At 44.0% G+C, this 26,132-nt stretch carries 27 protein-coding genes, 1 tRNA gene and 2 pseudogenes; 11 read left to right on the forward strand and 19 right to left on the reverse strand.

Annotated features, from left to right (window positions below):
* Window positions 1-296: 296 nt before the first annotated feature.
* The 11 genes and pseudogenes from ACQY1X_RS15920 to tatC (ACQY1X_RS15970) all read right to left on the reverse strand — a co-directional run.
* Window positions 297-1,322 (reverse strand): CobW family GTP-binding protein, encoded by a 1,026-nt coding sequence (locus ACQY1X_RS15920; protein WP_430014874.1) that lies wholly within the window; start codon window positions 1,320-1,322, stop codon window positions 297-299.
* A gap of 114 nt (window positions 1,323-1,436) precedes the next feature.
* Window positions 1,437-3,293 carry a threonine--tRNA ligase gene (gene thrS, locus ACQY1X_RS15925; RefSeq protein WP_430014875.1) on the reverse strand — a complete coding sequence of 619 codons (1,857 nt, stop codon included), beginning with the start codon at window positions 3,291-3,293 and terminating at the stop codon, window positions 1,437-1,439.
* A 131-nt stretch (window positions 3,294-3,424) separates the two neighbouring features.
* The gene (locus ACQY1X_RS15930) at window positions 3,425-3,781 is read right to left on the reverse strand and encodes a hypothetical protein (protein WP_002736022.1); all 357 of its coding nucleotides are present in this window, start codon (window positions 3,779-3,781) and stop codon (window positions 3,425-3,427) included.
* A 19-nt stretch (window positions 3,782-3,800) separates the two neighbouring features.
* A complete protein-coding gene (locus ACQY1X_RS15935) occupies window positions 3,801-4,544 on the reverse strand; it encodes an alpha/beta hydrolase (protein ID WP_430014876.1) in 744 nt (247 codons plus the stop codon).
* Between the two features lie 132 nt (window positions 4,545-4,676).
* Window positions 4,677-5,189, reverse strand: a complete 513-nt coding sequence (gene fldA, locus ACQY1X_RS15940; protein WP_002735314.1) for a flavodoxin FldA — start codon at window positions 5,187-5,189, stop codon at window positions 4,677-4,679.
* A gap of 266 nt (window positions 5,190-5,455) precedes the next feature.
* Entirely contained in the window at window positions 5,456-6,484 is a 1,029-nt protein-coding gene (locus ACQY1X_RS15945; RefSeq protein WP_103112113.1) for a chlorophyll a/b binding light-harvesting protein, read from the reverse strand.
* A gap of 467 nt (window positions 6,485-6,951) precedes the next feature.
* Window positions 6,952-7,263: a hypothetical protein gene (locus tag ACQY1X_RS15950; protein WP_002774690.1), complete on the reverse strand. Its 312-nt coding sequence runs from the start codon at window positions 7,261-7,263 to the stop codon at window positions 6,952-6,954.
* 78 nt (window positions 7,264-7,341) lie between these two features.
* Window positions 7,342-8,103 (reverse strand): twin-arginine translocase subunit TatC, encoded by a 762-nt coding sequence (gene tatC / locus ACQY1X_RS15955; protein ID WP_002737652.1) that lies wholly within the window; start codon window positions 8,101-8,103, stop codon window positions 7,342-7,344.
* A 172-nt stretch (window positions 8,104-8,275) separates the two neighbouring features.
* The gene (locus ACQY1X_RS15960) at window positions 8,276-8,614 is read right to left on the reverse strand and encodes a HepT-like ribonuclease domain-containing protein (RefSeq protein WP_149106453.1); all 339 of its coding nucleotides are present in this window, start codon (window positions 8,612-8,614) and stop codon (window positions 8,276-8,278) included.
* A complete protein-coding gene (locus ACQY1X_RS15965; RefSeq protein ID WP_002795251.1) occupies window positions 8,586-8,918 on the reverse strand; it encodes a nucleotidyltransferase family protein in 333 nt (110 codons plus the stop codon). The genes ACQY1X_RS15960 and ACQY1X_RS15965 overlap by 29 nt, the downstream gene beginning before the upstream one ends.
* Before the next feature lie 31 nt (window positions 8,919-8,949).
* A pseudogene (gene tatC / locus ACQY1X_RS15970) lies at window positions 8,950-9,441 on the reverse strand (twin-arginine translocase subunit TatC); the annotation flags it as partial.
* A gap of 318 nt (window positions 9,442-9,759) precedes the next feature.
* Here tatC (ACQY1X_RS15970) and ACQY1X_RS15975 point away from each other — a divergent pair.
* Entirely contained in the window at window positions 9,760-9,915 is a 156-nt protein-coding gene (locus tag ACQY1X_RS15975; protein ID WP_002735546.1) for a DUF4277 domain-containing protein, read from the forward strand.
* Window positions 9,894-10,736 carry a methyltransferase domain-containing protein gene (locus ACQY1X_RS15980; RefSeq protein WP_430014877.1) on the forward strand — a complete coding sequence of 281 codons (843 nt, stop codon included), beginning with the start codon at window positions 9,894-9,896 and terminating at the stop codon, window positions 10,734-10,736. The genes ACQY1X_RS15975 and ACQY1X_RS15980 overlap by 22 nt, the downstream gene beginning before the upstream one ends.
* Before the next feature lie 337 nt (window positions 10,737-11,073).
* Here ACQY1X_RS15980 and ACQY1X_RS15985 read toward each other — a convergent pair.
* From ACQY1X_RS15985 to ACQY1X_RS16005, 5 genes are all read right to left on the reverse strand, one after another.
* Window positions 11,074-11,147 (reverse strand) — tRNA-Met (locus ACQY1X_RS15985).
* Window positions 11,148-11,238: 91 nt separating this feature from the next.
* A complete protein-coding gene (locus ACQY1X_RS15990; RefSeq protein WP_430014878.1) occupies window positions 11,239-13,065 on the reverse strand; it encodes a peptidoglycan DD-metalloendopeptidase family protein in 1,827 nt (608 codons plus the stop codon).
* Window positions 13,066-13,726: 661 nt separating this feature from the next.
* A complete protein-coding gene (locus ACQY1X_RS15995) occupies window positions 13,727-14,080 on the reverse strand; it encodes a type II toxin-antitoxin system PemK/MazF family toxin (RefSeq protein WP_002735534.1) in 354 nt (117 codons plus the stop codon).
* Window positions 14,077-14,313, reverse strand: a complete 237-nt coding sequence (locus ACQY1X_RS16000) for a hypothetical protein (RefSeq protein ID WP_002737182.1) — start codon at window positions 14,311-14,313, stop codon at window positions 14,077-14,079. The genes ACQY1X_RS15995 and ACQY1X_RS16000 overlap by 4 nt, the downstream gene beginning before the upstream one ends.
* Before the next feature lie 532 nt (window positions 14,314-14,845).
* Window positions 14,846-18,313: a type ISP restriction/modification enzyme gene (locus ACQY1X_RS16005; RefSeq protein ID WP_430014879.1), complete on the reverse strand. Its 3,468-nt coding sequence runs from the start codon at window positions 18,311-18,313 to the stop codon at window positions 14,846-14,848.
* 314 nt (window positions 18,314-18,627) lie between these two features.
* On the opposite strand from ACQY1X_RS16005, the gene ACQY1X_RS16010 reads away from it, so the two are divergent.
* The 7 genes from ACQY1X_RS16010 (at window position 18,628) to ACQY1X_RS16040 (ending at window position 21,755) form a co-directional block, all read left to right on the forward strand.
* The gene (locus tag ACQY1X_RS16010) at window positions 18,628-19,056 is read left to right on the forward strand and encodes a ubiquinol-cytochrome c reductase iron-sulfur subunit (protein WP_430014880.1); all 429 of its coding nucleotides are present in this window, start codon (window positions 18,628-18,630) and stop codon (window positions 19,054-19,056) included.
* 475 nt (window positions 19,057-19,531) lie between these two features.
* Window positions 19,532-19,879: a rubredoxin gene (locus ACQY1X_RS16015; protein WP_002736293.1), complete on the forward strand. Its 348-nt coding sequence runs from the start codon at window positions 19,532-19,534 to the stop codon at window positions 19,877-19,879.
* Between the two features lie 107 nt (window positions 19,880-19,986).
* Window positions 19,987-20,979 carry a photosynthesis system II assembly factor Ycf48 gene (locus ACQY1X_RS16020; RefSeq protein ID WP_016516685.1) on the forward strand — a complete coding sequence of 331 codons (993 nt, stop codon included), beginning with the start codon at window positions 19,987-19,989 and terminating at the stop codon, window positions 20,977-20,979.
* Between the two features lie 78 nt (window positions 20,980-21,057).
* Complete coding sequence (psbE, locus tag ACQY1X_RS16025) at window positions 21,058-21,303, forward strand: cytochrome b559 subunit alpha (RefSeq protein ID WP_002737435.1); 246 nt, start codon at window positions 21,058-21,060, stop codon at window positions 21,301-21,303.
* A 25-nt stretch (window positions 21,304-21,328) separates the two neighbouring features.
* Window positions 21,329-21,463, forward strand: coding sequence for a cytochrome b559 subunit beta (gene psbF, locus ACQY1X_RS16030; protein ID WP_002736175.1), 135 nt, complete (start codon window positions 21,329-21,331; stop codon window positions 21,461-21,463).
* 10 nt (window positions 21,464-21,473) lie between these two features.
* Window positions 21,474-21,593 (forward strand): photosystem II reaction center protein L, encoded by a 120-nt coding sequence (locus ACQY1X_RS16035; RefSeq protein WP_002735805.1) that lies wholly within the window; start codon window positions 21,474-21,476, stop codon window positions 21,591-21,593.
* A 42-nt stretch (window positions 21,594-21,635) separates the two neighbouring features.
* Entirely contained in the window at window positions 21,636-21,755 is a 120-nt protein-coding gene (locus tag ACQY1X_RS16040) for a photosystem II reaction center protein J (protein WP_002736108.1), read from the forward strand.
* Window positions 21,756-22,039: 284 nt separating this feature from the next.
* Here the strand turns inward: ACQY1X_RS16040 and psbB are convergent, their stop codons facing one another.
* Window positions 22,040-23,566, reverse strand: coding sequence for a photosystem II chlorophyll-binding protein CP47 (gene psbB / locus ACQY1X_RS16045; protein ID WP_002735904.1), 1,527 nt, complete (start codon window positions 23,564-23,566; stop codon window positions 22,040-22,042).
* A 329-nt stretch (window positions 23,567-23,895) separates the two neighbouring features.
* Entirely contained in the window at window positions 23,896-24,207 is a 312-nt protein-coding gene (locus tag ACQY1X_RS16050; RefSeq protein WP_002749272.1) for a hypothetical protein, read from the reverse strand.
* A gap of 140 nt (window positions 24,208-24,347) precedes the next feature.
* Here ACQY1X_RS16050 and ACQY1X_RS16055 point away from each other — a divergent pair, with 140 nt between their 5' ends.
* The gene (locus tag ACQY1X_RS16055; protein WP_036397255.1) at window positions 24,348-24,539 is read left to right on the forward strand and encodes a hypothetical protein; all 192 of its coding nucleotides are present in this window, start codon (window positions 24,348-24,350) and stop codon (window positions 24,537-24,539) included.
* Window positions 24,536-24,858, forward strand: a pseudogene (locus ACQY1X_RS16060) (Txe/YoeB family addiction module toxin). Before ACQY1X_RS16055 ends, ACQY1X_RS16060 begins: the two are co-directional and overlap by 4 nt.
* Here ACQY1X_RS16060 and ACQY1X_RS16065 read toward each other — a convergent pair.
* Complete coding sequence (locus ACQY1X_RS16065) at window positions 24,839-26,062, reverse strand: ABC transporter substrate-binding protein (RefSeq protein ID WP_002774664.1); 1,224 nt, start codon at window positions 26,060-26,062, stop codon at window positions 24,839-24,841. The pseudogene ACQY1X_RS16060 and the gene ACQY1X_RS16065 overlap by 20 nt on opposite strands.
* Window positions 26,063-26,132 lie beyond the last annotated feature (70 nt).

A 26,132-nucleotide genomic window follows, 5' to 3' on the forward strand; every position in this document is an offset into this window, starting at 1 on the left:
ATCGCCGCTTCCGTAAAGTGCAAGGGTTTGCGATAATGAACTTAGAGAACAAAGAGATGTAAACCATGGGATCGAGGGTTCGTTAAATTTTAAAGTTTTTATCCATAAATTATTAGAGTTCTTGCATAATTAATTTTTGAGAGTTCAAAAACGACAAAAATAAGGATTAAATGGCATAAAATCTGTAAATAGACCATTTAATTGATTATTATTCATTCTTAATTCTCCTGACTACTGACTACTGGCTACTGACTCCTAACCCTAACAACGATTTTTGATTTCTGCAAGAGGTCTATTCATAGTTTGTGCTTTTTAATTTTTTGAGAACTAGCCAAGCATTCGTTTAGTTGTGTCAAGATTTCCTCTTTATTTAAATTTCTGCCGATAAAAACTAACTGATTCTGAGGAGATGTATCCCATTCTACCGCTTGCAGATCGTAACGAAGACCGCTCAATTGAAAAATATGTTTTAAATCGCTTTGTTGAAACCAGAGAATCCCTTTAGCTCGAAAAACATTTATCGGCATTTTTTCCGTGAGAAAAGGCTCAAATTTATCTAGATTAAATGGTTTATCGCTAACAAAGGAGACAAAATTAAAGTCTTCAGGAGATTGATTATCACTGGAGCTTTGGCGATTTTTTTGAAAGTCTCTCAACTGGACTTTATACAATTCTTCTTTAGTTAAACCTAGATCTAACAATAAACCCAAAGGAACCTGACCATAACTACTTTTTAGGAGTCTTATACCCTCTTTTTCTCGACGAATAAACTTTTCTAAATCATCTAATTTCTTGGGACTGACTCGATCTATTTTATTGAGAATTACCACGTCACCATAACGAATTTGACTAAGGGCAATATTACTATCAAAATGATCGGCAGTAAAGGTTTCAGAATCCACGAGGGTAATAATAGAATCTAAGCGAGTCAGATATTTTAATTCCGTGGCCAGGAAAGTGAGGATAATTGGCAAAGGATCGGCTAATCCTGTGGTTTCAATAATTAGATAGTCCACGGGTATTTCTTTTTCTAAGACCTTATAGACTGTCTCAATTAAACTATCATTAATCGTACAACAAATACAGCCATTACTCAATTCTACCATATCTTCATCGATGGAAACAAGCAATTGAGAATCAATATTAATATCCCCAAACTCATTGACTAATACGGCAACTTTTAACCCTTCTTTATTGTCAAGAATATGATTGAGTAAGGTGGTTTTTCCACTCCCTAAAAAACCAGTAATAATCGTCACAGGCATTCCTGATTTAGGTAAACAAGGGAGGGAATCGGAGAGGGGAATTATCAAAGAACTCATGGCAGCTAACCCACTTGTAAGTTAATTAATTGGCAGAAAATAGGCTTTTCTCAACCCTGTTAAATTCGTCTAGAGGGGATCGATCTCCACTAATTGCCGGTTTATACAAAAGTTTCAGAGATTAGTTTTAGATAGGATCGCCGTTTGCATTTTTTCTAATAAATCTGCCAGCGTCATCGAACCTAAATCACCCCCTTGTCGAGTGCGAACACTTAGAGTTTTACTGCTAACTTCTCGTTTTCCAATCACAGCTAAGACAGGGATTTTTTCTAGTTCTCCTGTACGAATTTGTTTGCCTAAACGCTCACCACTTTTATCGATTTCCACTCGATAACCAGCTTGTTTTAACTGCACTGCTACCTCTAAAGCATAATGCTGCTGTTCATCACTAACGGGTAATAAACGGACTTGAATAGGTGCTAACCAGAGAGGAAAATCTCCCGCATAATTCTCGATTAAAATACCAAAAAATCTTTCCAAAGAGCCAAAAATAGCTCGATGAATCATAATCGGTCTTTCGCGACTACCATCCCTAGCTACATATTGCATATCAAAGCGTTCTGGCAAGTTAAAATCGACCTGAATCGTAGAACATTGCCACATTCTACCGATCGCATCTTGAATTTTTATATCAATTTTCGGACCATAAAAAGCCCCACCTCCCTGATCCTCAATATAATCCCACTTTTTAGCATTTAAGGCCTCAATTAAAGCTGCGGTTGCCAATTCCCAAACACTATCGCTACCCACGGATTTACTGGGACGAGTCGATAAATTTACCTCATAATTAGTAAAGCCAAAATCGGAGAGAATTTTCTCGGTTAAGTTCAAAACTCCTAGAATCTCTGCGGCAATTTGTTCGGGCAAACAAAAAATATGAGCATCATCTTGAGTAAAACCTCTTACCCGCATTAATCCGTGTAAAACCCCCGATCGCTCGTAACGATAAACTGTGCCTAATTCTGCCCATCTGAGGGGAAATTCTCGATAGGAATGCAGGTCATTTTGATAGGTTAAAACATGAAAAGGACAATTCATCGGCTTAATTTGATAGCTTTGCTGTTCTAACTCGATCGCCTCAAACATATTGTCGCGATAAAAGTCCCAATGTCCAGAAGTTTTCCACAGATCTAAATTAGCTAGATGGGGAGTATAAAGAAATTGATAACCCGCTTCTAAATGAGCTTGGCGCCAATAATCTTCGATTAAATAACGCATTGTTGCACCCCGGGGATGCCAAAAAACTAAACCGCCACCGGCATCTTCTTGGATGCTAAATAATTTTAATTGTTGTCCCAATTTGCGATGATCTCGTCGCTGCGCTTCTTCTTTTTGTTGGAGATAATTTTGTAATTCTGCGGGGGTTTGCCAAGCTGTGCCGTAAATTCGCTGTAATTGCGGCTGTTTTTCATCTCCTTGCCAATAAGCACCCGCTACACTCTCCAAGGCGAAAGCATCTGGGTTAATTTCCCCCGTCGAGTTGAGATGGGGTCCCGCGCACAGATCCCACCAAAATTCTTCCGGGGGAGAAACAGCGCCATCAATTAACGAGGGTTCTCGTTCGCTCCGTCCTGCGTCCGGACTACCGATAAAATAACGGGTAATGGTTTCATCTGGGGGAATTCTCTCTAAAATTAACTTTTTGTAGGGTTGATTAAGGCGCTCGATTTCTGCGGCAATTTCGCTTCTTTCCAGCACTTCTCGGATAATTGGCAGGTTTTTCCCGATAATTCGCCCCATTTCTGCCGCTATTTTCTCCAAATCTTCGGGGGTAAAGGGTGTTGGGCGATCAAAATCGTAGTAAAATCCCGTTTCTGTCCAGGGACCAATAGCGACTTTGGTTTCAGGAAAGAGAGTTTGTACAGCCATCGCTAAGATATGGGCGCAAGTATGGCGTATTTTTACGATTTTTTGCGAATCTTCTTCGATAACGGAGCTTTCTGCTCGGGGGTACTTAATCTGATTGACCATTGCCAGCTAAAATGATAATGATTATCATCTTAGCAGAGGAGGGCTGATGTCTGAGAGAAAAATGCGCTCAAATCCTCTAGCGGCAAGCTCAACGCTGATAGCTTACCGCTCAAACTGGAAGTCTCCCTACTTTAAAAAGCAGGTATTATCGACGATATTCTCAACTTAACAGCCAGAATCCAGGTTATGATGACGAGAAAAGAAACTGAGAAAACAGGTTTCTTCAAGAAACCCATTTTCTGATTTTCCTGAATTTCTCGCTCAAAATCCCGACAATCGATCGCCTCTTCCGAAAAGGCACGCATTGGATGCACCGCACATTTCAAGCGATAATCTCCGGTACAAAAAACACAGCGACTACAGGGAATTCGATGCAGCTTTTGCAACTGCCGGCGCCCTTGGGCAACAGCAAGAAAAAGAGCAGTAAAAAAGAACAGCAGCGTTATCCAGATTGCGATCGGACAAAAGAGCGGTATTAGCCTTAACATAAATCTCGATTTTTGTCAATTAAGGAATAATTACAGTTTGCTCAGAAAGAAATTCCTGTGGAACTAGAGATCGCCAGAAACTAAAAATCTCTTGACTGACGCTGTAGGGGTGGGAATAGTGGAAAAAATAACGCCCTTTGTGACAACTCCAAATGCGATCGCCTGACTTTAACCAGGGTTGCCATCCCTGCAATAAATGCTGATCGATAATCGTATCGATATCTCCCCCACAGACTAACAGGGGTACGGGAACTGTCCCCGGGGGGAAATGGGCATTCTGATAGAGATTATGGGGAGAAAGGGACAATAATAAATCCTCTTCCAAGAGATAGCGATATTCTTGGGTTAAAGCGCAGGATTGATGACCAAAAAGATTGTGAACCGATTGATTGAGCAGAGTTTGACGAGAACAGGGTAGTAATTTTGATAGCACATAATAATGAGCTTGCCAATCGATCGCCGGATAGACTCCCACAGAGAGCAAAGTTAAGGATTTTACCCTTTCTGGATAACGACGCGCATACAGTAATCCTACTAATCCCCCCGTGCCGTGGCCGACTAAATGCAGCGGTCGATCGCATTGTTTCAGGTAATCTTGTATTAATACTAAGGCAATATCAAGAGAAGCTGGCTGATCAAGAGATTGACAGTATTGCCAATCAGCGATCGCAATTTCCCTGGCTAAACAATCCAACACCGGGCGATCAAAACGGCGAAAACTGGGGTTAACATTAATCCAAACTGCATCAGGTAATCGAGACATAATAATCAAGGATATAGGGGATTTTTTAGCGATCAGTAAACAGTAATCAGTAATCAGTGAAAAGAAAGCTGCGAACTAGCCACTTAATACTATTCACTGGTAACTGATAACTGATAACTGATTGATAGCTAACTAAACGCCAAATTCGCCCTTAAGTCCCGCGACCCAGGTTTTGATCCGTTGTTCAGTTAAATCGGATTGGTTGTCTTCATCGAGGGCTAAACCGACAAATTTGCCATTTTTTAGGGCTTTCGACTCGTTAAAATCGTAACCTTCTGTCGGCCAATAACCGACAGTTTTACCCCCCAGAGAGGCGATTTTTTCTTCCAGTATCCCCAGAGCATCTTGAAAGTTATCCGCATAACCGATTTGATCCCCCATCCCGAAATAAGCGACCTTTTTGGAGACGAAATCAATGTCATCCAATTCATCGTAAAAACCCGCCCAATCGCTTTGTAATTCGCCGATATTCCAGGTGGGACAACCGATAATCAGGGCATCGTAGGGGGCAAAATCCTCGGTAGAAGCGGAGGAGATATCGTGTAATTCTACAATTGCCTCACCTCCAAATTCTTTCTGAATCATTTCCGCCACCGTTTCGGTTTTGCCGGTTTGCGTGCCAAAAAATAAGCCAATTTTTGCCATAAAATTTGTCCTTGTTGCGAAATAAGTGAGTTTAACTCTTAATTCTCCTTGATAGGGAATAAAGCCCCTGATTACAGTTTTCTCTCTCTGAAACTGGCATTTCCTGCCGGCAAGAACTACAGTACCAATAAGAGCGAGAGCGTCCAATGTGATGCAGCAATTTGGTGTTACAACAGGTACAGTAAGGCATAAGGGACAGTTAGAAAGATTGATCAGCGGGGAAAATTAGGAAAATCGATAATTTATCCTAATCTTCCTTGAAAAAACTAGGCTTCTATCGCATTTAAGGCTTTTTCTACTCGTTTAAAGTCAAAACCCATCGCGCGTAAAGCGTGCCAGAGATGACCTTGTAAAAAGAAGAAAGCGAGGAAAAAGTGGGCATTAGCCAACCAACAGCGCGCCGTATGTACTCCAAAGGGCAATTTCACCGTGTCGGCAAAGTAGGGAGCAATTCCTAACTTCACTTCTAAAATTGGCCCGTAAAATTCGACTGGATAAGCGAGGGTATTTACCCCACAGAAATAGGCGGCCACGAAACCAGCTAGGGCAATTCCGCCCAAAGAATAGGATAAAATGGCTTCTCCAGAGAAAATCAGCACATTTCTCGCCCATTTGAGCGGGGGAACGATAATATGCCAGATACCGCCCCCAATTAACATTAAACCGACGTAGATATGACCACCGACTAAATCTTCGAGATTGTCCACAGTAGCGAAGTGGGTTTGATAGCCATAGATAACCCAAGGATCGAGGGTTGGTTCACTAACGACTCGGACAGCGCCGATAGTTGCGTCGTATAATCCCCCCCAGTACATAGCTTTGGCCACTAATAATAATGCAGCTATACCTAAAAAGAGCAGGTGATGACCGAGAATAACTCCTAATTGTCGGGGTTCACTCCAATCGAAATGGAATTTTTTCCCCAGACCAGAGGAATCTTTCAGGGTTTCTGGGACTCTTAACAGGTGAAATAAGGCTCCTGCTCCCAAAACTGCCGAAGAAATCAGATGAATTGAGCCAATCACGAAAAAGGGATAGATATCGATGATTTGCCCCTTTTCTCCGACTCCAAAGCCTAAAGTGGCCAGGTGCGGCAGTAAAATTAAGCCCTGTTCTGCCATGGCTATATCGGGGCGATACTGGGAAATTTCAAATAAGGTGAAGGCTCCTGCCCAAAAAGCGATTAAAGCAGCTTGGGCAACGTGGGCAACGATAAATAAGCCTGATTTATCGGCAAAACGGGCATTTCCTGCCCACCAGTCGTACTTGATCTGAGGATTGTCGTAGGTCTGCATGGCATCTTTTAACGAAAATAGAACCAAGCTTATTGATAATAATATGCAATAAGCTTTAAGTCTTAGTCTAGAATAATTCTCAATAAAGTCAAGTTAAGAATTGTTACAGTTGCTCGGTATCCTTTAATACATTAGTATTTTTAGCCGGTTTAGCCTTTGAAAATCAAGGCTTTTCAGCATGAATCTTGGATTGCAGCTAGAGTAATCTTCTCAAATAATTGAGAATAATTATTAATTAATTTTTTCTGAAAAAGGCCTAGAATAGGGTCAGGCAGAATGATCCGAGGCTGTGAGGCAGGAGTTTCAGGCTTTGTTGCCCCCTTTTCTTGTACCAGTTTATGTACTGTAAGAAGGATAATGCAAGGTTTTTGAAGGTTCCAATCCTATTTTCGCAGCATGAACATCGGATTTTAACAGGTCAAAAGCCTTATCTAAAAAGGGTTTTACCATTATTCAGCAAACCCTAATTACTTCCTCAGCAGTTCTTCGGCATTTTGGAGGATTTCGAGAACTTGTTCGGCACTAATCAAGCGTTTTAGCACCACTTGCCCGATAGTGGGGACAGCATCGGCAATTTCTGCACTCTTGGGGGCAACTTCCACCATAATCACAGTTTCTTCCACCTTATAAAGCCATAAAACCGGTTCTCCCTCTAAAATACCGATATTTAATCGCTCTATCTGTGGTGGTCGTCGCCAACTACTCGCATTGTCCCACAAACCACCAAATTCCCACACCCGTCCTATTGTCCAGCCTGCCGTTAAGAAAAAATATTTCACTTTGTTACTCAATCTAGAATCAATCTCTAGCTTTCTGGCTTAATTGGTTTTCAGCCGTCAAATTTTATCAAAAAACTGCTAACGTCCCGTTAATTTCACCACCCCAATGCCCCCAAAGTATAGACCCAAGACCGCCCCTGCTAACAGGGATTGGGTGAGAGGATCTGTGGAAGGGGTTAAAATCGCGCCTAAAATCACCGCACCTAAAACCACGAAACGCCAACCCGATAACATCGTTTGCGAGGAAATAATGCCCAAAAAGCTCAAAATCAATTGAATAACGGGAATTTGAAAGGCGATGCCAGTACTAAACAGTAAAAGTAAGACAAATTCAAAATAGCGCTCGATCGACCAAGCTTGTTCGACCACTTCCGCCCCATAACTGACAAAAAAGTTTAAAGCGGCGGGAATCAGGGCAATATAGGCAAAAAATAAACCAGCAAAAAATAAAACACTCGAACCTAACACTACCGGGACAATTAAACGCCGTTCGCGACGGGTTAACCCCGGCAGCACAAAGAGGATAATTTGCAAGAGAATGACGGGACTAGCCACCAGTATGCCGCTATATCCAGCTACTTTTAGGGAGACGAAAAAAAATTCTCCCGGGGCCAACTGCAAAAATTTTACCCCTTGGGCGGGGACTTCCAGCACTTGTACTAGGGGTTTAACGAAGATAAAACATCCCACCGCACCCACAGCCACGGCAATTAAACTATAAAAAATCCGGCGCCGCAACTCCTCCAAGTGGTCAAATAAGGACATTTCCACTTCTCCGGGCAATTCGTCGAGAAATTCGGTACTGTCTGGGGGCGGGGTTTTTACTTCTGTCGATGACATGGCTTTGGCTCGATCGTTCTCTACTCAAGCCTTTATCCTAGCATTGATAACCCTTAGCTATTAGCCGTCAGCTATCAGAATCATTCCAACATCGTCGGGTTTGCTCGGTGACAGGTTGCCAATCGAGTTTGAATTAAGTGGAAAATTCTCCCTGATAGCGATCGCACTATTCTCAGGGTTCAGGTGGAATCTGTAACTGCAAGTCTTCAATCAGTGACGGGATTTCAGCCTGAACCACATCCCATACAATATTGAGGTTGACATCATCATATTCATGTACTAACCGATTTCTCATTCCATTGATTTCTTGCCAAGCAATGTTGGGAAAGGTCTGGCGGGTTGTTTCGGAAACTCGTCTGGCTGCTTCGGCAATCACCAATAGCCGTCGAATGACTGAATCTTGAAGCTGCACATTGGCAACGAACTCAGCTTTTGAGCATTGAGCCGTGTAGGTTATGATCAGTTCTGCGGATTGCAGTATATCAAGCAGGAATTGAAGATCCCGTTGCATAAATCACCTGGGCAGAGGAAAGAATTTCGTGGCGACGTAAATAGTTACGGCTAGTTTCAATACCTTGACGGGTAATCAGATCAATGTCTCGGTCAAACATAGTTTTTAATTCTGCTTCCATCTGATCGAGGCTGCTGAAGGTGGGGTGTGCCTCTGGGTGAAACTGCACCATAATATCAATATCGCTGTCGGGGCGAAAGTCATCGCGCAGGACAGAGCCGAAAAGGGCAAATTCCATCACTTGCCAGCGTTGGCAGAAATCAGCAATTTTTTCTGTCGGCAGATCGATCGCAACGCTAGACATCTTCAGTTCTCCTCCTTGGGTTTCAGCTTGAAGACCAAGCTTGTTCAACCACTTCCGCCCCATAACTGACAAAAAAGTTTAAAGCGGCGGGAATCAGGGCAATATAGGCAAAAAATAAACCAGCAAAAAATAAAACACTCGATCCTAAGACTACCGGGACAATTAAACGCCGTTCGCGACGGGTTAACCCCGGCAGCACAAAGAGGATAATTTGCAGGAGAATGACGGGACTAGCCACCAGTATGCCGCTATATCCAGCTACTTTTAGGGAGACGAAAAAAAATTCTCCTGGGGCCAACTGCAAAAATTTTACCCCTTGGGCGGGGACTTCCAGCACTTGTACTAGGGGTTTAACGAAGATAAAACATCCCACCGCACCCACAGCCACGGCAATTAAACTATAAAAAATCCGGCGCCGCAACTCCTCCAAGTGGTCAAATAAGGACATTTCCACTTCTCCGGGTAACTCATCGAGGAATTCAGGACTGTCTGGGGGTGGGGTTTTTACTTCTGTCGATGACATGGCTTTGGCTCGATCGTTCTCTACTCAAGCCTTTATCCTAGCATTGATAACCCTTAGCCTTGAATCAGTTATCAGAATTCAGGAGTCGGGAGATTATTTTTAGGACTTATACCAAATTTCTAAATCCATGACAGACATCCACGCTCGAATGCTTGCCAAGCTTGCATTCGTTGTGACGCAAATAAAGAAAAATGGTATTAGAGGAGAGCATCTCACCTTTGTAACCCATATTCCGTACTGGTTAAGAGGAGGTAAAAAATAAACTCAGAAATAGCGACGGAATAGCTACAATCAAATCAACCAGTCACTCACCTGACAATGACTCAACTAACCGTTAAAAATCTCGACCATTTAGGCATCATCGCCGCTATCATTGATGAGCTAGGTATTGTGGACTATATGAATCAACAACTTGGAGAAAAAGACACCACCCACTCACTTAGGAAATCACCATGGAACTTTATCAACGAATAGCCGATTTTTATGACTCCTCTAGTGGACTATGGGAAAGGATTTGGGGCGAACATATGCACCATGGTTACTACGGTCGCGGCGGCAAGATTAAACTCGATCGCCGTCAGGCACAAATTGATTTAATAGAAGAATTATTAACTTGGGGTGGTGTCACCGGCGCTAATCAGATTCTCGATGTCGGTTGTGGTATTGGTGGCAGTAGTCTTTATCTGGCCGAAAAATTTCACAGCCAAGGAGTGGGGATTACCTTATCCCCGGTACAAGCCGCTAGAGCCAGCCAAAGAGCGCAAGAGTTCAATTTAGAAGAACAAGTGAGTTTTTGCGTGGCTGATGCCATAAAAACCCCCTTTCCTGAGAATAATTTTGATCTGGTCTGGTCTTTGGAAAGTGGCGAACATATGCCCGATAAAAGGCAATTTCTGCGGGAATGTTATCGGGTTTTGCAGCCTGGGGGGACTTTTTTGATGGCTACTTGGTGTCATCGTTCCACCACTTCCCTGGCTGGTAATTTAACGGAAGGAGAGATTAAACTATTAAACGAGATTTATCAGGTTTATTGTCTGCCCTATGTGATTTCTTTGCCAGAATACGCCGATATTGCCCGTGACATTGGCTTTCAAGACCTAAAAACCGATGATTGGTCTCTATCGGTGGCGGCCTTTTGGGATGTGGTGATTGACTCGGCCCTAACCCCAGATGCGATCGCAGGTTTGTTAGCCAGCGGTTACACTACTATCCAAGGGGCTTTATCTTTAGGGTTAATGCGGCGCGGTTACGAGTCGGGTTTAATTCGTTTTGGCTTACTGCAAGGGAAAAAATAAAGGCTGATCTCTCCATTTCTTTTTAACAAAACTTAACAATTATTGGCAAAATTTTGCTTGCTTTTCTGGGGAGATTTTGAGATAATATTTCTAAAAGATTTTATTCATAATGGAAGTATTGACAATCATCTAAATTGGCACAGATTCCCATTATAAAAAAAAGCATAACGCAAACCGCCGCCTAAGTCAATCCCTTTCCCATACTTATGGGTGCGAATTTCCAGAAATCAAAAAAAAGGCTTTGGTGGGGGGCAGTGATCAGGTAGAACCGGGGAACGAGATAATCTTCAAACAAGATTCTGTATTTCTAAAATTCTACACTTAGGTTTTCCTAAAATGGCTCAGGGCAGATTTGAACTGCCGACCTTGGGCTTATGAGTCCCCTGCTCTGACCAACTGAGCTACTAAGCCGTTGTTTACACAGTTACCAATCATAACACATAATCACCCAATTGCACAAGAGCAAAAAAGGGAAGATTTTTTCTTCCCTTTGGGGGCATCTTTAACGTCTGCCTGGCAGGAAAGCCATGGGATTAACTGCTCCCCGGCCGGAGGGGTGAACCTCGAAATGTAGGTGGGGGCCGGTGCTAAAGCCACTGCTGCCCATCTGGGCGATCGGCTCGCCTTGCTGAACAGTTTGGCCGCGACGCACCAGCAGACGGCTGTTATGGGCATAGAGAGTGGTGCTACCATCGGGGTGACGAAGTTTCACCAGATTGCCATAACCGCCAGAATTCCAGCCGGAGGAGATTACTTCACCGGCTGCCGCCGCCACAATCGGAGTCCCCACTGGACCGGCGATATCGATGCCGCGATGAGGTCTGCCCCAGCGCCAACCGAAACCGGAGGTTAATACACCTCTAGTGGGCCAAATAAAGCCGGTAAAAATCGGGGCGGGGTTAGGTAAATGCTCATCGGGATTAGTGAGGGGAGGAAGGGAAGGTTCTACGGTTTCGCCGACGGGAATTCGGAGGCGGTCATTATATTCTTCCACATTGGTAGGAGCCGAACCGATAATCTGGGGGGGGGTGCTTTGGTTAGAACGCGAACGAAGGGCAGTCCATTGGGGATTAGGGGTTATTTGCGGCTCATCGAGGGTTTCTGTGGGATTATCGACGGGAATAGCGATACTTTTCTGGGTTTCCGAAAGGTTAGTTTCCCGCAGATTAGCCACCTCTTGGCGCAATCTTTCCCGATAGCTGCCGGTGATATTTTCGGGGAATTCTTCCGTCCCCGTGGTGGCAGTTTCCGCGGGCGGATTTTGTCGATTGCTGGGGTTAAAGGACAACCTAGGGCGATCGCCGTCCAAAGGGGTAAGATTTTGATTAACTCTAGCGTTGGCAGAGCGATCGGGAACCACTAGGGTTTGATTAACTTTAATCCGGTTGGGGTTGTCAATGCCGTTTTCCCTAGCTAATTCGGCGGGGGTGATGCCGAGAGCGCGAGCGATCGTGTTTAAGGTATCTCCTGGCCGAACCCGATAAACTTGGTTTTCTGGGGGAACTATGACCCGAGGATTGGGAACGGCGGGAATTTCAGTCACAGGAGCCGGATTTCGTAGGGCAACGCTAGGAATTTCCGGTCTGCTGGTTAAGGGAGGATTAAGGGGAATTGTGGCTATCGGGCGATCGCTTTCAGGGGTGGGAACGGGAATCGGGATCACCTGACTGGTTGGTCGGGGGGATTCTTCGGGAGCAATAACGGGAATCTCGACGCTAGTTGGCGAATTATCGGGAACGAGAGCGGTAGTTTCGGTGACGATTACCGTTTCCCCGGAATTGGACTGATGGGGGTTTTCCTCGGTTCGCAGGGCGGCCAAACTTTCTTGGAGACGTTGACGGGTTTGACGGAGACTAGCAGAGGAACTATCCAACTGCTCAGGAGTTGCTGCCGGGGCTGCCGGGGGCAACTGCTCAGGAGTGGGAATTTTTAAGGTTTGTCCGATAATCAAATCGGATTGGGGGGAGAGATTATTGCGGGCAGCGATCACTGTGGGGGTGGTTTGATAGCTGTCGGCTAAACTCCACAGGGATTCTCCCGGTTTTACCTGATGCTCAACCACTGATGTGGCGATGAATTTGACGGTGGCGAGTGCTTGGGATTGGATTATTTGCGGTTCTTTTAGTTCTTTACCCGCAGCTTTGGCTTTTTGGGCCAGGTCAATCACTTCCCATTCTAAGGGTACAGAATTGGCGGCCTGGGCTGATTCTGAGGTGGAGTTGAGAATGCTAGGTACTCCCAGAGAGAGTGCTAATCCCAGTAGAGCAACTGAGTAACGGACTCGGTTAGACTCAGCGGTGCAATTCTGTTCTGGGGTAGCAGATGTCATGGGGTTGTGGATAAAAGTCTCTTTCAAACAGACCTCCTGTGGTGTAAAGAGTTAGCTAGAGCCAGTGGATTAAGCCGATGGGTCTAGCTTTCAGCATTAGCCTTGAGGCTAGAGTAGAAGTTAAGCAACTTTACTTTTTAGTCAAAATACCTAAAGGTGACTTTTAGGTGAGATTAACTTAGATTTTGAAATTATGCAAGTCTATCTCTGACCATTAGCACCGGGATCACGGCAAGTTGGTGACATTTTGAATGTCCAGATTGACGATGCTCTATCTCAGATGTTCCAAGCTGATCAGCATTTTTCGTCCTGCCAATTTTTGCCAGTTTTTTGATAGAAAATTTTTATCGGTTTTGCCGTTTACTAAAGAAATTATTAATGATTCGCCGCTCGCAAGGAGCAATGATGGCTATTGGGGGGGGCAATAATTAGGGTTTGCCCAAAAAGTTTTTCGTGGGGTGTGGGGTGTGGGGTGTGGGGTGTGGGGTTTTACCGAGAACAATACGGGGCGTTGATGTCAAAACAAATACAGCCTAACGCCTACCGGCTCTTCATAGAAATTCCCCAAGCTAGAGAAAATTATTGGGATGAGCCTCAAAGATATTATTGATGCGTTACCTGCGGGTTTTTGCACCCGACAAGAGCGGTGATCGTACTATCCTTATAGTTGGTATCCTAATGTTATCAACACAACATCTTCTAGTTGAGCTATTGTTTCAGTCCTAAGTAGTCCTAACCGCTGAATTAAACGGGTCTTATCTAACACTCTAATTTGAAAACAAAGTGCGACTGAATCCTGCGATAACCCGCCATCTCCCTGTCTAATCAACATACAGATTGGTAATAAAGCACGGCGTTGGTTTGTCGTTAGGGGAATAGCAATGGTTGTTGTGGAAAATTGAGAAACAATATCATTTTGAAAAATAATGATGGGACGAATACCTGCCTGCTCAGAACCTTGAGCAGGATTGAGGTTTGCTAACCAAACTTCCCCACGTTTAAGCTGTTCAGTCATTGATGATCTTCCTGAGCAAGCATCACTGCATAATCATCCATTCCAGCTTCGGCAAAGATACGGTCTTCCTCGGCGAAATCAGTCGCAAGGGAAACAAGTTGACTAGGATCGAGAATGATCCGGCGGCGTTTATCTTGGAACTTGAGAAAGGCAATGAAGTCAGCAACTTGCTGAAGTTGATCATTAGTTAGTTGGTCAAGGTCTTGCTTAAGAGCTTGGCGAGTGACTGGCATAGCAGCGAGTTAGAAGATTGTAAGCTTTTAATTTATTTTACCTTTTTCGTCCCTGAAACTGAACCTCTCTATTTTAACTTAAGCGATCGCATTTTCAGAAATTCATAGTTCTAGAGTAGCCCAAGTCAAAAAAGCCAAACATCTTCAACTTTTGATAACTGCTCTGAGTCCAGTTCACCTAATACCAATCGATTTTAGTTTTGATCCCCCCTGCCCCCCTTGATAAGGGGGGTTTGATCCCCCCTGCCCCCCTTGATAAGGGGGGTTTGATCCCCCCTTACTCCCCCCTTGATAAGGGGGGTTTGATCCCCCCTGCCCCCCTTGATAAGGGGGGTTTGATCCCCCCTGCCCCCCTTGATAAGGGGGGTTTGATCCCCCCTGCCCCCCTTGATAAGGGGGGTTTGATCCCCCCTTACTCCCCCCTTGATAAGGGGGGTTTGATCCCCCCTGCCCCCCTTGATAAGGGGGGAATCTGATAATTTTTAACGACTACCTACTTAACTCTAGGAAATGACAGGTTTCAATCATTTAATTAAAAAGAATACACGGCTGTTTTGATATTTTGGTAGTTATCATCTAGATCTGATTCTAGGAGAATAATCGCAGTAATTCTTCTCGTCATCTCGCTTACTTCCTGCACTTCTGCGATAGTTAATCCCCGTCCTAATAATTTTTCCTCGCGATAACTTAGCCATTTTTTAATAACTTGATAACCCCCGATGGTATATTCCCAAACCCGGGCCGGTATATTTTGCCAATAGGCTCGATCATTGAGATAAATATCATAGGTGGTCGTTCCTAATAATTTTCGCATTTCTGGGCTAATTACGCTCATTTCTGCGGTTGTATATTGTCTGGCGATCGCTTTTCCTTTACCCGGCATTGTCACACCATTTTTACCCCCATGTCCCCAACCGACGTTAATAATTAAATCCCCCTTATCTGGGTTTAAATTTCCCCCATCAGTGCAGGAAATCAAGGCGATTTTTTGCAGTGCAGGGGTCGGTTTTTTGGTGACTCCTATAACGGGGTTTTCTGTGTCTAAAAGAGATGCGATCGCTTGTCCTAGTTGGGCAGATTTAATTAATAATTCTTGGCTATTAGGAAGGGGAATTCGTGGGAAGTCTTGACGAATACCGTCGGCATTTTCCCCAAGATACAAGGGAGAGTACCCAATCGCTAATGCGTGCAGCCAAATTAAGGAAGCATTCTCGATATTTTCATCAAGATTATTAATACCCAGTTGATTTAAGTATTGACGAGATTTTTCTGAGAGATTGGCTTTTGTTTTAACAGTTGTATAACTTTCAACATTAAATAATTTATCTTGTTTTTTTGCTTCATGTTTCGCAGAAGGATAAATTAACATGGGAAATGCAACTGCATGACCTCTCATACAATCCCTAGCAAAAAGACTTTGAGTAAATAGAAATGGAATTCCTTCTGGTTGAGCAACTCCTTTAGAACGACTTAATAAAAATAAATTTTTATATGTGTATTGTACATATAAATCTGGCCTTACTCTTTTCCAAACATTAGGGGCTAAAGTAATATAACACCATCTTGTATCATAGGGACGGAAATTATATCTTTTCAGGTTATTTTCTTTAAACGAATCTAATTGATGTGCTTTTTTTCGTACAGTTTTAGCATCAAAAGACGCACTATCTCGACTTAACCCAGTTTTTAAAGTTAAAAATTCATCCCAGTCAGTTGTTTTATCAAAATACTTTTGCATTCTTAATGATAAAATATCTTGATCATAATCTATCAGTGCATTTGCACGATCTTCATCCATACCCTGTAATGGAATAATTAATGATGAATCTTGACAAGATAAATCTGTTAACTTTGGCCATGCTAAATAGTGAGAAGAAACATCGGAGGGACGGAAAGAATAACGATTAGATTGTTCTGGGTTAGAGACTTGATAAAAAGCATCAAAATCTTGATTATTTAAACTATCTAATAACTGTTCTCGTTTAGCAACTCCCCAGAAATGGCGAAAATAGACATCAACATTTTTATTCCTTACTTCCTTTCTTACCATTAGTCCGATAGTTGTCCCGACTCGAATTCCTTCCTTATTGTATTGAGTAGAAAAAACACTAGGATCTGGATTACCTTCAGGGGTTAACTTTCCCGTTTCGCGACTATCCCCATTGAGACAATCAAACCAAAGACGATCAAATTCTTGTAAAAATCTTTGTCGCATCACCACAAAAGAAGGATCACCGAGATAGGAAAAATTAGAAATATAACAAACAACTCCTTTACCAGTATTTTCTGAAATACATCTTTCCGCTAAACGAAAAAAGCGCACATATAACTCATCCAAATTAAACTTTTTAATCCCCCAATCGGAGATTAAACCCTGTTTATACACTTCCACTAAACCTGCTTCTTCCGCGGGACTGGTTCCAGCAAAAGCATTGTAGGGAGGATTACCGAGAATAACTAAAATCGGTTTACCGCGCTTAACTTCATCGGCTGCTTCTCGTTCCTTATTTAACTCTGGAAAACTCAATTGTAGCTGTTGAATTTTCTGTTTACTTTCCTCATCGGGAGGTTGCCAACCGGTTAAAGCATTAGTCAGATAAATCCCCACCCGTTCACTATCTTCTATTAAAGGTACACCCAAACTTTGCAGGAATAAACCTAATTGTAGATGAGCGACGACAAAAGGAGCGGTTAAAATCTCGAAACCGAAAATTCTTTCTATGGCTGCTTTTTTCACCAAAGCCATGGCTAAAGCACCCGCGCCATTTTCCTGTAAAGTATCGGTAATATAGCGCAAAACCTCGACTAAATAAGCACCAGTTCCACAGCAAGGATCGAGAACATAAACATCGGGATTAGCTAAACCGTCCTCGATATTTAATTCTTCTCGTAAAACTCGATCGACTCGCGCTACCATATAGCGAACAATTTCCGGAGGAGTGTACCAAACTCCCAATTCTTTGCGTAAATCAGGATCAAAAGCTTGCAAAAATGGTTCATAGAAATACTGTACCGCTTGTCCCTCATCGAATTGACGAAAAAATTCCTCTCGTCGCACTCGATTTAAAGCTGCACCGGTCCAGTTCAAAACTTCTACTAATCCCAAAGATTTTAACTTACTCGGTGCGGCGATCTGCTCGAATAGGATCGCTAACATGGGAACATGGAGATGGTGGGCTGCGGATTTCCAATCGAACTTATCCTCTTTATCCTCGCGATTGAGGTTTTGCTTGTGCCATAATACCCAAGCAGAAAATAAACCATAAAAGAGGGTTTGCACGAGGGTAGAACGGAAAAATTTATTCCCCTGTTCCCGTTCAAATTTGATACCTAGGGCATTTTCTAAAGCTTGACGAATATTGGCCAGAGCGGGAAGATCGGAATGATGTTCTAAGCGTGCTTTTGCGTCCCGCGCATAGGAAGCAAGAAACCAAGCAACATCGGCCGGTGAGGTGATAGGAGCCGCCTGTAAAAGCACTCTCTTTAGGTATTCTAAGAGGCTATCACCGTGTTCGGCGGCAAATTTGGATGGATTTGAGGTTTTTAGCCAAAACTCGGCTTCTGACGGGGCTAAACTATAGGCTTCTAATTCTACCGGTTGACCTTGGCTATTGCGACCGATGAGCAGAAAATCGCGATAATTGCTGACTAATACTTGACCGTATTTTTGCCAGTATTTTTGTACTTGCTCGCTGGCGGCGATTTTTTTGATATCTTCTTTGGTTCCCTTAATCTCGATCGCGCCTCTTTCGGGAAAAATCGCCGTAAAAGGTTCTAATTCTTGATTTTTGGGGAATTGATCGACGTTAAAAAGTCCCCCGTCCGGCAATCCCGCACCCTGATTTCTGAGGTTGATAATGCAGCGCACTCGCGGTTTTAGGGTTTTACCGATTTCGTTGAGGAGAGTTTCAAGAGTGCCGTAGTAAGAGGTTTCTTTTACTGCTGCTTGGGAGGAGTGGATTTCGTGCAGGTTGCGAAAATAATTAACGAGGGGATTCATTAGGAGTGTTGTAAAAATCAAAAATTGTTGTTAGGGTTAGGAGTCAGGAGTCGGTCGTCAGGAGTCAGGAGAATTAAGAATGAATAATAATTAACTAAATAGTCTATTTACATATTTTATGCCATTTAATCCTTATTTTTGCCATTTTTGAACCCTCAAAAATTAATTATCGGTCGCAACTAGCTTCTGAAGCCTAATCCTGGTCAGGCGTTTGCTTACTGGCCCTCTCTACTCGCACTTAGAAATTAATTGAATGGAAAGAGCTTCTACAGTACAGTGAAAGTTAACGTTACTGTTGGAAAAAACCTAATCCCATGAATCGTCGTGAATTTGTTGCCCTCGTTAGTGTTGGCGGAGCCATGGCCTGCGCCCCAGAAATACTAGGGACGGCTACCGACCAAGAGATGACCCCGGCCCAAGCGGCGGATGGCTTTGTGAAAGTGACGGGCATTACCCTCAAAGAATTGGAAGCCAAAGGCAGTTTTCTGGATAAAAAATCCCCGGTCGGCTCCTTGCTCCTAATCTGGGAGAAAAAGACGAAAAAGATCAGTGCAGTAAACCCGACTTGTACCCATGAAGGCTGTACGGTGAAATGGAATACTGGCGCACAGATTTTAGCTTGTCCCTGCCATCCGGGAAAATTTACCGCCACTGGAGTCGTCACGAATAAACCCCCAAAAGGCAATCTAACCACCTATCAAGTCAAGGTCGAAAAAGACGTTATTTTCGTGAAAAAAGCTTAACGGGGTTGACGGAATACCATGCCTTTGGTGACACGGGTAGAATTAGTGACTCTCTACTCGCACTTAGAAATTAATTAAATGGAAAGCCTCCATAAGGGAGAGGGACAAGTAATTTAGCTTCACTCTCGCCTCTAAGAAGAAATTAAGCTAGGGATTTAGTCAATTTGGTCAAGAATAATCGGTTAGAGATGAGAAATCAGACCCCTAATTTCTTCCCTGCCTGAAATCTCTCAATTTCTCAGACTAAATTTGAGTACCAAAATCAGGGTAAATAGCCCAAATATAAACTTAATAAAGTTTTAATAGACATTTAAGCCCTAATAGATTAATCTTAGTTTTTTTTAAGCCGATATGCTGCCTCGCTAATCCTTTTCAGACTTGAAAACTGGCTATTCTGTTAGGGGTTGGCCGTGAGAGAGGTCAATTTTCAAGGATAATTTGTAACAGAGTGTTGAAAATTCCCTTAATCTTAGTCATGAGCGATCGCCCACCAGAACTAACCCTAGCCGACCAGGCCCCTGCCAACCACGAATGTCGCTCCTGCGGCTACGTTTACGACCCCAGCAAGGGAGATAGTAAAACCAACACTCCCGCTGGAACCCCCTTCGAGGAATTGCCAGAAACGTGGCGCTGTCCCGTGTGTGGTGTGCGTCGTTCCCAATTTATCAACATCGGAGCTAAAGATGCTCCTTCGGGATTCCAAGAAAATCTTAGCTATGGTTTTGGAGTCAACCGTCTCACTCCCGCACAAAAAAATATTTTGATTTTCGGGGCTTTAGCGCTAGGATTTGTTTTCTTTATTAGTTTGTATGGTTTAAACTAACTCAAGCACTCATTATCTTTAAATCTAACGGCTCTTATGAGCCTGTAACTCATCGGGTACAAACCTTAATCCGTCCCGATTCCTTGACCAATACCTCTGAACCATTGATGAGAAAACTGAAACAATTTGTAATAGTTCTAGCTGTAGCCTTTTTCTGCTTTAGCTGTAGTAGTGTGCCATCCCTGAGCAATAGTCCTTGGCAAATCCTCACCCTCGACACTGACTCCACTTTTGCCGATATCGCCTTTACCGACGACCTGCAGCACGGTTGGTTAGTGGGAACCAAATCTACCCTCTTTGAAACCAGCGATGGGGGGAACAGTTGGCAGCAAAAAGTCCTCAACCTTGGCGACGAAAAAGTTAGCTTTAGCGCCGTCAGTTTCCACGACCAAGAGGGTTGGATTGTCGGTAAACCCTCAATTCTTCTCCATAGCGAAGACGGGGGCAGCAGCTGGTCCCGTATCTCCTTAAGTGAAAAATTACCCGGTTCTCCCTACGGAATTATCGCTCTGAACGACAAAACCGCCGAAATGGTCACGGATTTAGGCGCTATCTACCGCACCAAAGACGGAGGCAAAACTTGGCAAGCTTTAGTGGAAGGTGCTGTGGGTGTGGCCCGGACAATTGTTCGTTCCCATGATGGTAAATATGTGGCCGTTTCCGCACGCGGGAACTTTTATTCCACTTGGGAACCGGGGTCAACAGAATGGCAACCCCACAATCGTCTTTCTTCCCGCCGTTTACAAAAAGTCGGTTATGGTGAAAAAGGGGAATTGTGGGCCCTGGCCCGGGGTGGTCAACTACAATTTACTAGCCCCAATGATCTCGATACATGGGAAGATAAGGTATTCCCCGAGTTTTCCACCAGTTGGGGACTTTTGGACCTCAACTACCGCACCCCCGAAGAAATTTGGGTCGCTGGTGGTAGCGGCAATCTCTTGGTCAGTCATGACAACGGCCAATCTTGGCAAAAAGATCGCGCGGTGGAAAGTGTCCCCTCCAATCTCTATCGAATTGTTTTTATCAATTCCGACAAGGGTTTTGTCTTGGGACAAGATGGGGTTTTACTGAAATATAATCCCCCCAGCGAACCGGCCTAAAACTTGTCTCAGGGTCAACAAAGTCTCTATTATAGAGATTGAATTTTTCAAGTCCTATCATTCCGAGGAGAACCGTCCATGTCAGGTAGTACCGGCGAACGTCCTTTTGGCGATATCGTTACCAGTATTCGTTACTGGATTATCCATAGCATCACCATCCCCATGCTCTTTGTCGCAGGTTGGTTATTCGTGAGTACCGGTTTAGCTTACGATGTTTTTGGCACTCCCCGTCCCGATGAGTATTACACTCAAGAGCGTCAAGAATTACCGATCATTAATGATCGCTTTGAGGCCAAAAATCAAATCGAGCAGTTTAATCAGTAGTTTACTTTAATTAAGGATAAAAACAATGGCTAGTGGTAATCCCAATCAACCCATTTCTTACCCCATTTTCACCGTTCGCTGGTTGGCAGTTCATACCTTAGCGGTCCCCACTGTCTTCTTTATCGGTGCGATTGCGGCAATGCAGTTTATTCAACGCTAGGAGAACAATTATGGAAAGAACACCTAATCCGAATCGGCAAGCCGTCGAGTTAAATCGTACTTCTCTTTATCTAGGTTTACTCCTAGTTGCTGTCTTGGGAATTTTATTTTCCAGCTATTTCTTTAACTAATTAGTCCCGATTCATTGTCATCGCAATTAGGAGGTGTTATTCATGTTCGCAGAAGGTCGTATTCCTTTGTGGTTAGTCGCCACCATCGCCGGTCTAGGCGTTATCGCTGTGCTTGGTCTTTTCTTCTACGGAGCTTACGCCGGTTTAGGTTCCTCTATGTAATTCCATTACGGGTAATTTCCCCCAGCAAAAAGCCGTTAGTTATAGAAATAACTAGCGGTTTTTTCAGTATTCGGTGAAAAGTAAAGCTCGATCGAACTTTAATACCAAATCCGTTTTTAATAGTGTGATTAACTCTCAAGTTATGAATTGTTTTTCCCTGCTCCCCACTCCCTGCTCCCTTCTCCCCACACCCTGCCCCCACGAAAAACTTTTTCAGCATACCCTAATTAAAAAAAGGAGTCAAAGACTTGACTCCTTTAGTTATAGGGATGATTTAGCTAAAACTAAACTTCTTGTTTACGAGTGCTAAGATCACCCAATTTTTGGAATAAACCGAATTCCACTTGTTCTTCCAGATCTGGATCGACCCCGGCGAATACGTCGCGGTAGATGGTACGAGAACCGTGCCAGATGTGACCAAAGAAGAATAGTAAAGCAAAGACAGCATGACCGAAAGTAAACCAACCTCTTGGAGAAGTGCGGAATACCCCGTCAGACTTCAGGGTTTCGGTGTCAAACTCGAAAGCTTCACCGAGTTGCGCTCTACGCGCAAATTTCTTCACATCAGCAGGATCGCTGAAGACCTGACCATCGAGAGAGCCACCGTAGAAAGAAACGGTAACACCACTTTGTTCGATACTCAGTTTCGATTCCGCACGACGGAAGGGAATATCAGCGCGAACGATACCTTCCGAGTCAGTCAGGACAACGGGGAAGGTTTCAAAGAAATTAGGCATCCGACGCACGCTGAGGACGCGACCTTCGCCATCTTTGAACACGGGGTGTCCTAACCAAGATTTAGCGATACCGTCACCGCTATCCATGGCACCAGTACGGAATAAACCACCTTTAGCGGGGCTATTACCGACATAATCATAGAAAGCCAGTTTTTCGGGGATTGCTTGGTAAGCTTCGGCGATGGTGGCTCCATTGGCGATGCTGGCCTCCACACGACGCTCAATTTCTTCTTGGAAATAGCCCTTATCCCATTGGTAACGGGTCGGGCCAAAGAGTTCGATCGGCGTGGTAGCATTACCGTACCACATGGTTCCAGCCACGACGAAAGCGGCAAAGAAAACGGCGGCGATACTGCTAGAAAGCACCGTTTCGATATTACCCATTCTCAGGGCTTTATAGAGTCTTTCGGGGGGACGAACGGTTAAATGGAATAAACCGGCGATAATCCCGACGATACCCGCAGCAATGTGGTGAGCTACCACACCCCCGGGGTTAAAGGGGTTAAAACCAGCAGGTCCCCATTCCGGAGCTACGGGCTGCACATGACCGGTTAAACCGTAGGCATCGGAAACCCACATCCCGGGACCCCAAAGGCCTGTTTGATGGAAAGCACCGAAACCAAAGCAAAGTAAACCAGATAAGAACAGGTGAATACCGAACATTTTCGGCAAATCGAGCGCAGATTCGCCCGTGCGGGGATCGACGAATAATTCTAAATCCCAGAAAACCCAGTGCCAAACCGCCGCTAGGAATAGCAGACCGGATAAGACGATATGAGCGGCGGCAACGCCTTCAAAAGACCAGAAACCGGGGTCAACACCAGTTTCGCCGGTGACGCTCCAGCCACCCCAAGAACCAGTGACACCTAAACGGGCCATGAAGGGCAGCACGAACATTCCTTGCCGCCACATCGGGTTTAATACGGGGTCGCTGGGGTCGAAAATAGCAAGCTCATAGAGGGCCATGGAGCCAGCCCAACCCGCTACCAGTGCGGTGTGCATCAGGTGAACGGAAATTAAACGGCCCGGGTCGTTGAGAACGACTGTGTGTACTCGATACCAAGGTAGTCCCATTGACTACGCTCCTCCTATTGACAATTTAGTGTCCACTTAGACGCTTTTTATATTCAGGGTCAAAATATAAGCCCAACAATCTCGACTGTTAAGTGCAAGAGTTAGCCAACCTACATTATCCCTTGAAAAGTGTATCTATTCTAAAGAAGTGTAACTATTGTTAGAACAGATTTCAAGTGCTTGCGATCGGTCTTCCGCCAGAATATTCCAGATCAGGGTGTAGGGTGTAGGGTGTAGGGTGTGGGCTGTCGGGTGTGGGCTGTCGGGTGTGGGCTGTGGGGAGATGGGGAATTATGACTGATAACTGATAACTGATAACTGATAACTGATTACTTCCTCAGTAGTTCTTCGGCATTTTGCAGGATTTCGAGGACTTGTTCGGCACTAATCAAGCGTTTTAGCACCACTTGCCCGATGGTGGGGACAGTATCAGCAATTTCGGCACTCTTGGGGGCAACTTCCACCATAATCACGGCTTCTTCCACCTTATAAAGCCATAAAACCTGTTCTCCTTCCAAAATACCGATATTTAATCGCTCTATCTGCGGTGGTCGTCGCCAACTACTCGCATGGTCCCACAAACCCCCAAATTCCCACACCCGTCCTATTGTCCAACCTGCCGTTAAGAAAAAATATTTCACTTTGTTACTCAATCTAGAATCAATCTCTAGCTTTCTGGCTTAATTAGTTTTCAGCCGTCAAATTTTATCAGCTTTTTAGCCCCCAGCCATCAGTCAGAAAAGGCAATAGGCAATAGGCAATAGGCAATAGGCAATAGGCAATGGGCAATGGGCAGCTTTGTTCTCCCTGGGTGCATCCCACATTTGCAGAAATACCGACAATCAGTAATTATCAGTTGGATGAAACGGACTATCTGCTTTCCACAGAAGCTAACCGTCAACATCTCCAAGAGGCAATAGAATCTCTTAAAAATCCTGATAGTTATATTTATGTAGATGCTGCTAACTTATGAGGAAAGTCGCCTTTCTAACCCGAAGTTTTGATGAGTTTAACCAATGGCGATCGCAGACAAGAAAGTTTACGCTAAAATTGTCAGCCTTATTAAAGATGTTCAAAGAGAGCCTTTTTCTGGACTAGGAAAATCAGAAGCATTAAAACATAAACTATCAGGATTATGGTCACGACGCATTACAAAAGAACATCGCCTAGTTTATAGCGTGTCTGATTATGACACAAAAGCTAGAACCTCTGGAAATGCGTTGCAAGGGAGTTCCTTGCAACGAGATAGAAATGAGAAGAACCCTTTACTGATTAATTTTCCACAAAAGTAAATTTACCATTTTTACCATCGGCATCCATTTTAATTTGTGCCACGGAGAATTTATCCTGAATGATTTCCCCTTCGGGAGTAAAAGCAATATCTCCCAGGACAGTCACATACTTACCCGCTAAAATTTCCTGATTTAATTGTTGGCGAATTTGTTCGAGGGAAAGTGTACTGAGTTTATTTTTATCATCTACCCGTTTTAGGGCCTCGACAAAAACTTGAATTCCCGTAAAAGCTTGAGCGGTAAATTGGGGCGGTGCTTTTTTATTTTCTGCTGTATAATCGGCGACAAAATCCCGATTAATAGGATTATCTAATTCCGGGTTATAAGCTTGAGCGATGAGAATACCATCACATTGAGCTTGACAAACCGGGAAAATATTAGAAGTATTTAAACCATTGCCCCCAATAATTAACCCCTGATAGCCTAATTGTCGCAACTGTTTGACCAAATTGCCCCCGTCAGCAACCAAACCAGAAATAATCACTAAATCCGGTTTAATATTAATAGCGGCGGTGGCTTGGTTTTGAAAATCTGTATCGGTGGTTTGGAATTTCTGCACGGTGACAATATCAAGATTTAAACTTTTTAGGGTTTCTTGAAAAGTTTCCGTTTCCGATTTACTAAAAGCATCATTTTGGGCAAAAAAGACAGCCACTTTTTTAATCTTGGGATCGATTTTTAAAGCGGTTTTAACTGCATTGGGGGCGACCACAGCCACAGGAGCGGACACCCTACCCACATATTCACCGATCTGGGGAATACCTTTAGCCGTGTTAGACGGGCCGAGAATGGGAACTTTAGCTCGATCGGCGATCGGACTAGCGGCAAAAGCTTGCTGGGACAAGGACGGACCAAGAATACCCACCACCTTATCTTGAGTGATTAGGGTATTAATGGCGTTGATTGCGCCCTGTTCATCCCCGGCCACATCCTGGATAATAACTTTAATCGGTGTTCCATTAACTCCGCCCTTTTTATTAAAATATGTTTCAGCCATCTTGACACCGATCACCTGTTCCTGTCCCAATAGGGCGAGATTGCTGGTTTGAGCTAAAGCTGCACCGATGGGAATAGCAGCAGTGGCGGCGTTTTCTGCGGGACTGGGGTTAGTTTGACTGGTGGGAGTGCCGGAATTGCAGGCCACCACTAGACCGAAAGTGACTAGGGATAGTATTAAGGGGATTAATAAACGTTTTCTGAGCATCTTAACTCTCCGGGGACTGATATTGTTGATGACACTATTATTTCGCTAATCGGGTTGATTTCAGCGATAA

It is taken from the genome of Microcystis protocystis FBCC-A270, from assembly GCF_050500235.1.
Classification (GTDB): domain Bacteria; phylum Cyanobacteriota; class Cyanobacteriia; order Cyanobacteriales; family Microcystaceae; genus Microcystis; species Microcystis ichthyoblabe_A.

Excerpts from the sequence above, each read along its gene's own strand:
- ACQY1X_RS16055 (WP_036397255.1), top strand. The coding sequence starts at position 24,348 with ATGGGCAATGGGCAGCTTTGTTCTCCCTGGGTGCATCCCACATTTGCA.
- ACQY1X_RS16020 (WP_016516685.1), top strand. The coding sequence starts at position 19,987 with ATGAGAAAACTGAAACAATTTGTAATAGTTCTAGCTGTAGCCTTTTTC.
- ACQY1X_RS16005 (WP_430014879.1), bottom strand. The coding sequence starts at position 18,313 with ATGAATCCCCTCGTTAATTATTTTCGCAACCTGCACGAAATCCACTCC.
- ACQY1X_RS16000 (WP_002737182.1), bottom strand. The coding sequence starts at position 14,313 with ATGCCAGTCACTCGCCAAGCTCTTAAGCAAGACCTTGACCAACTAACT.
- ACQY1X_RS15965 (WP_002795251.1), bottom strand. The coding sequence starts at position 8,918 with ATGTCTAGCGTTGCGATCGATCTGCCGACAGAAAAAATTGCTGATTTC.
- ACQY1X_RS15930 (WP_002736022.1), bottom strand. The coding sequence starts at position 3,781 with ATGTTAAGGCTAATACCGCTCTTTTGTCCGATCGCAATCTGGATAACG.
- ACQY1X_RS16035 (WP_002735805.1), top strand. The coding sequence starts at position 21,474 with ATGGAAAGAACACCTAATCCGAATCGGCAAGCCGTCGAGTTAAATCGT.
- psbE (WP_002737435.1), top strand. The coding sequence starts at position 21,058 with ATGTCAGGTAGTACCGGCGAACGTCCTTTTGGCGATATCGTTACCAGT.
- psbF (WP_002736175.1), top strand. The coding sequence starts at position 21,329 with ATGGCTAGTGGTAATCCCAATCAACCCATTTCTTACCCCATTTTCACC.
- ACQY1X_RS16010 (WP_430014880.1), top strand. The coding sequence starts at position 18,628 with ATGAATCGTCGTGAATTTGTTGCCCTCGTTAGTGTTGGCGGAGCCATG.
- ACQY1X_RS15995 (WP_002735534.1), bottom strand. The coding sequence starts at position 14,080 with ATGACTGAACAGCTTAAACGTGGGGAAGTTTGGTTAGCAAACCTCAAT.
- ACQY1X_RS15980 (WP_430014877.1), top strand. The coding sequence starts at position 9,894 with ATGGAACTTTATCAACGAATAGCCGATTTTTATGACTCCTCTAGTGGA.
- ACQY1X_RS15990 (WP_430014878.1), bottom strand. The coding sequence starts at position 13,065 with ATGACATCTGCTACCCCAGAACAGAATTGCACCGCTGAGTCTAACCGA.
- ACQY1X_RS15920 (WP_430014874.1), bottom strand. The coding sequence starts at position 1,322 with ATGAGTTCTTTGATAATTCCCCTCTCCGATTCCCTCCCTTGTTTACCT.
- ACQY1X_RS15960 (WP_149106453.1), bottom strand. The coding sequence starts at position 8,614 with ATGCAACGGGATCTTCAATTCCTGCTTGATATACTGCAATCCGCAGAA.
- psbB (WP_002735904.1), bottom strand. The coding sequence starts at position 23,566 with ATGGGACTACCTTGGTATCGAGTACACACAGTCGTTCTCAACGACCCG.
- fldA (WP_002735314.1), bottom strand. The coding sequence starts at position 5,189 with ATGGCAAAAATTGGCTTATTTTTTGGCACGCAAACCGGCAAAACCGAA.
- ACQY1X_RS15935 (WP_430014876.1), bottom strand. The coding sequence starts at position 4,544 with ATGTCTCGATTACCTGATGCAGTTTGGATTAATGTTAACCCCAGTTTT.
- ACQY1X_RS15975 (WP_002735546.1), top strand. The coding sequence starts at position 9,760 with ATGACTCAACTAACCGTTAAAAATCTCGACCATTTAGGCATCATCGCC.
- ACQY1X_RS15945 (WP_103112113.1), bottom strand. The coding sequence starts at position 6,484 with ATGCAGACCTACGACAATCCTCAGATCAAGTACGACTGGTGGGCAGGA.
- tatC (WP_002737652.1), bottom strand. The coding sequence starts at position 8,103 with ATGTCATCGACAGAAGTAAAAACCCCGCCCCCAGACAGTACCGAATTT.
- ACQY1X_RS16065 (WP_002774664.1), bottom strand. The coding sequence starts at position 26,062 with ATGCTCAGAAAACGTTTATTAATCCCCTTAATACTATCCCTAGTCACT.
- ACQY1X_RS16040 (WP_002736108.1), top strand. The coding sequence starts at position 21,636 with ATGTTCGCAGAAGGTCGTATTCCTTTGTGGTTAGTCGCCACCATCGCC.
- thrS (WP_430014875.1), bottom strand. The coding sequence starts at position 3,293 with ATGGTCAATCAGATTAAGTACCCCCGAGCAGAAAGCTCCGTTATCGAA.
- ACQY1X_RS16015 (WP_002736293.1), top strand. The coding sequence starts at position 19,532 with ATGAGCGATCGCCCACCAGAACTAACCCTAGCCGACCAGGCCCCTGCC.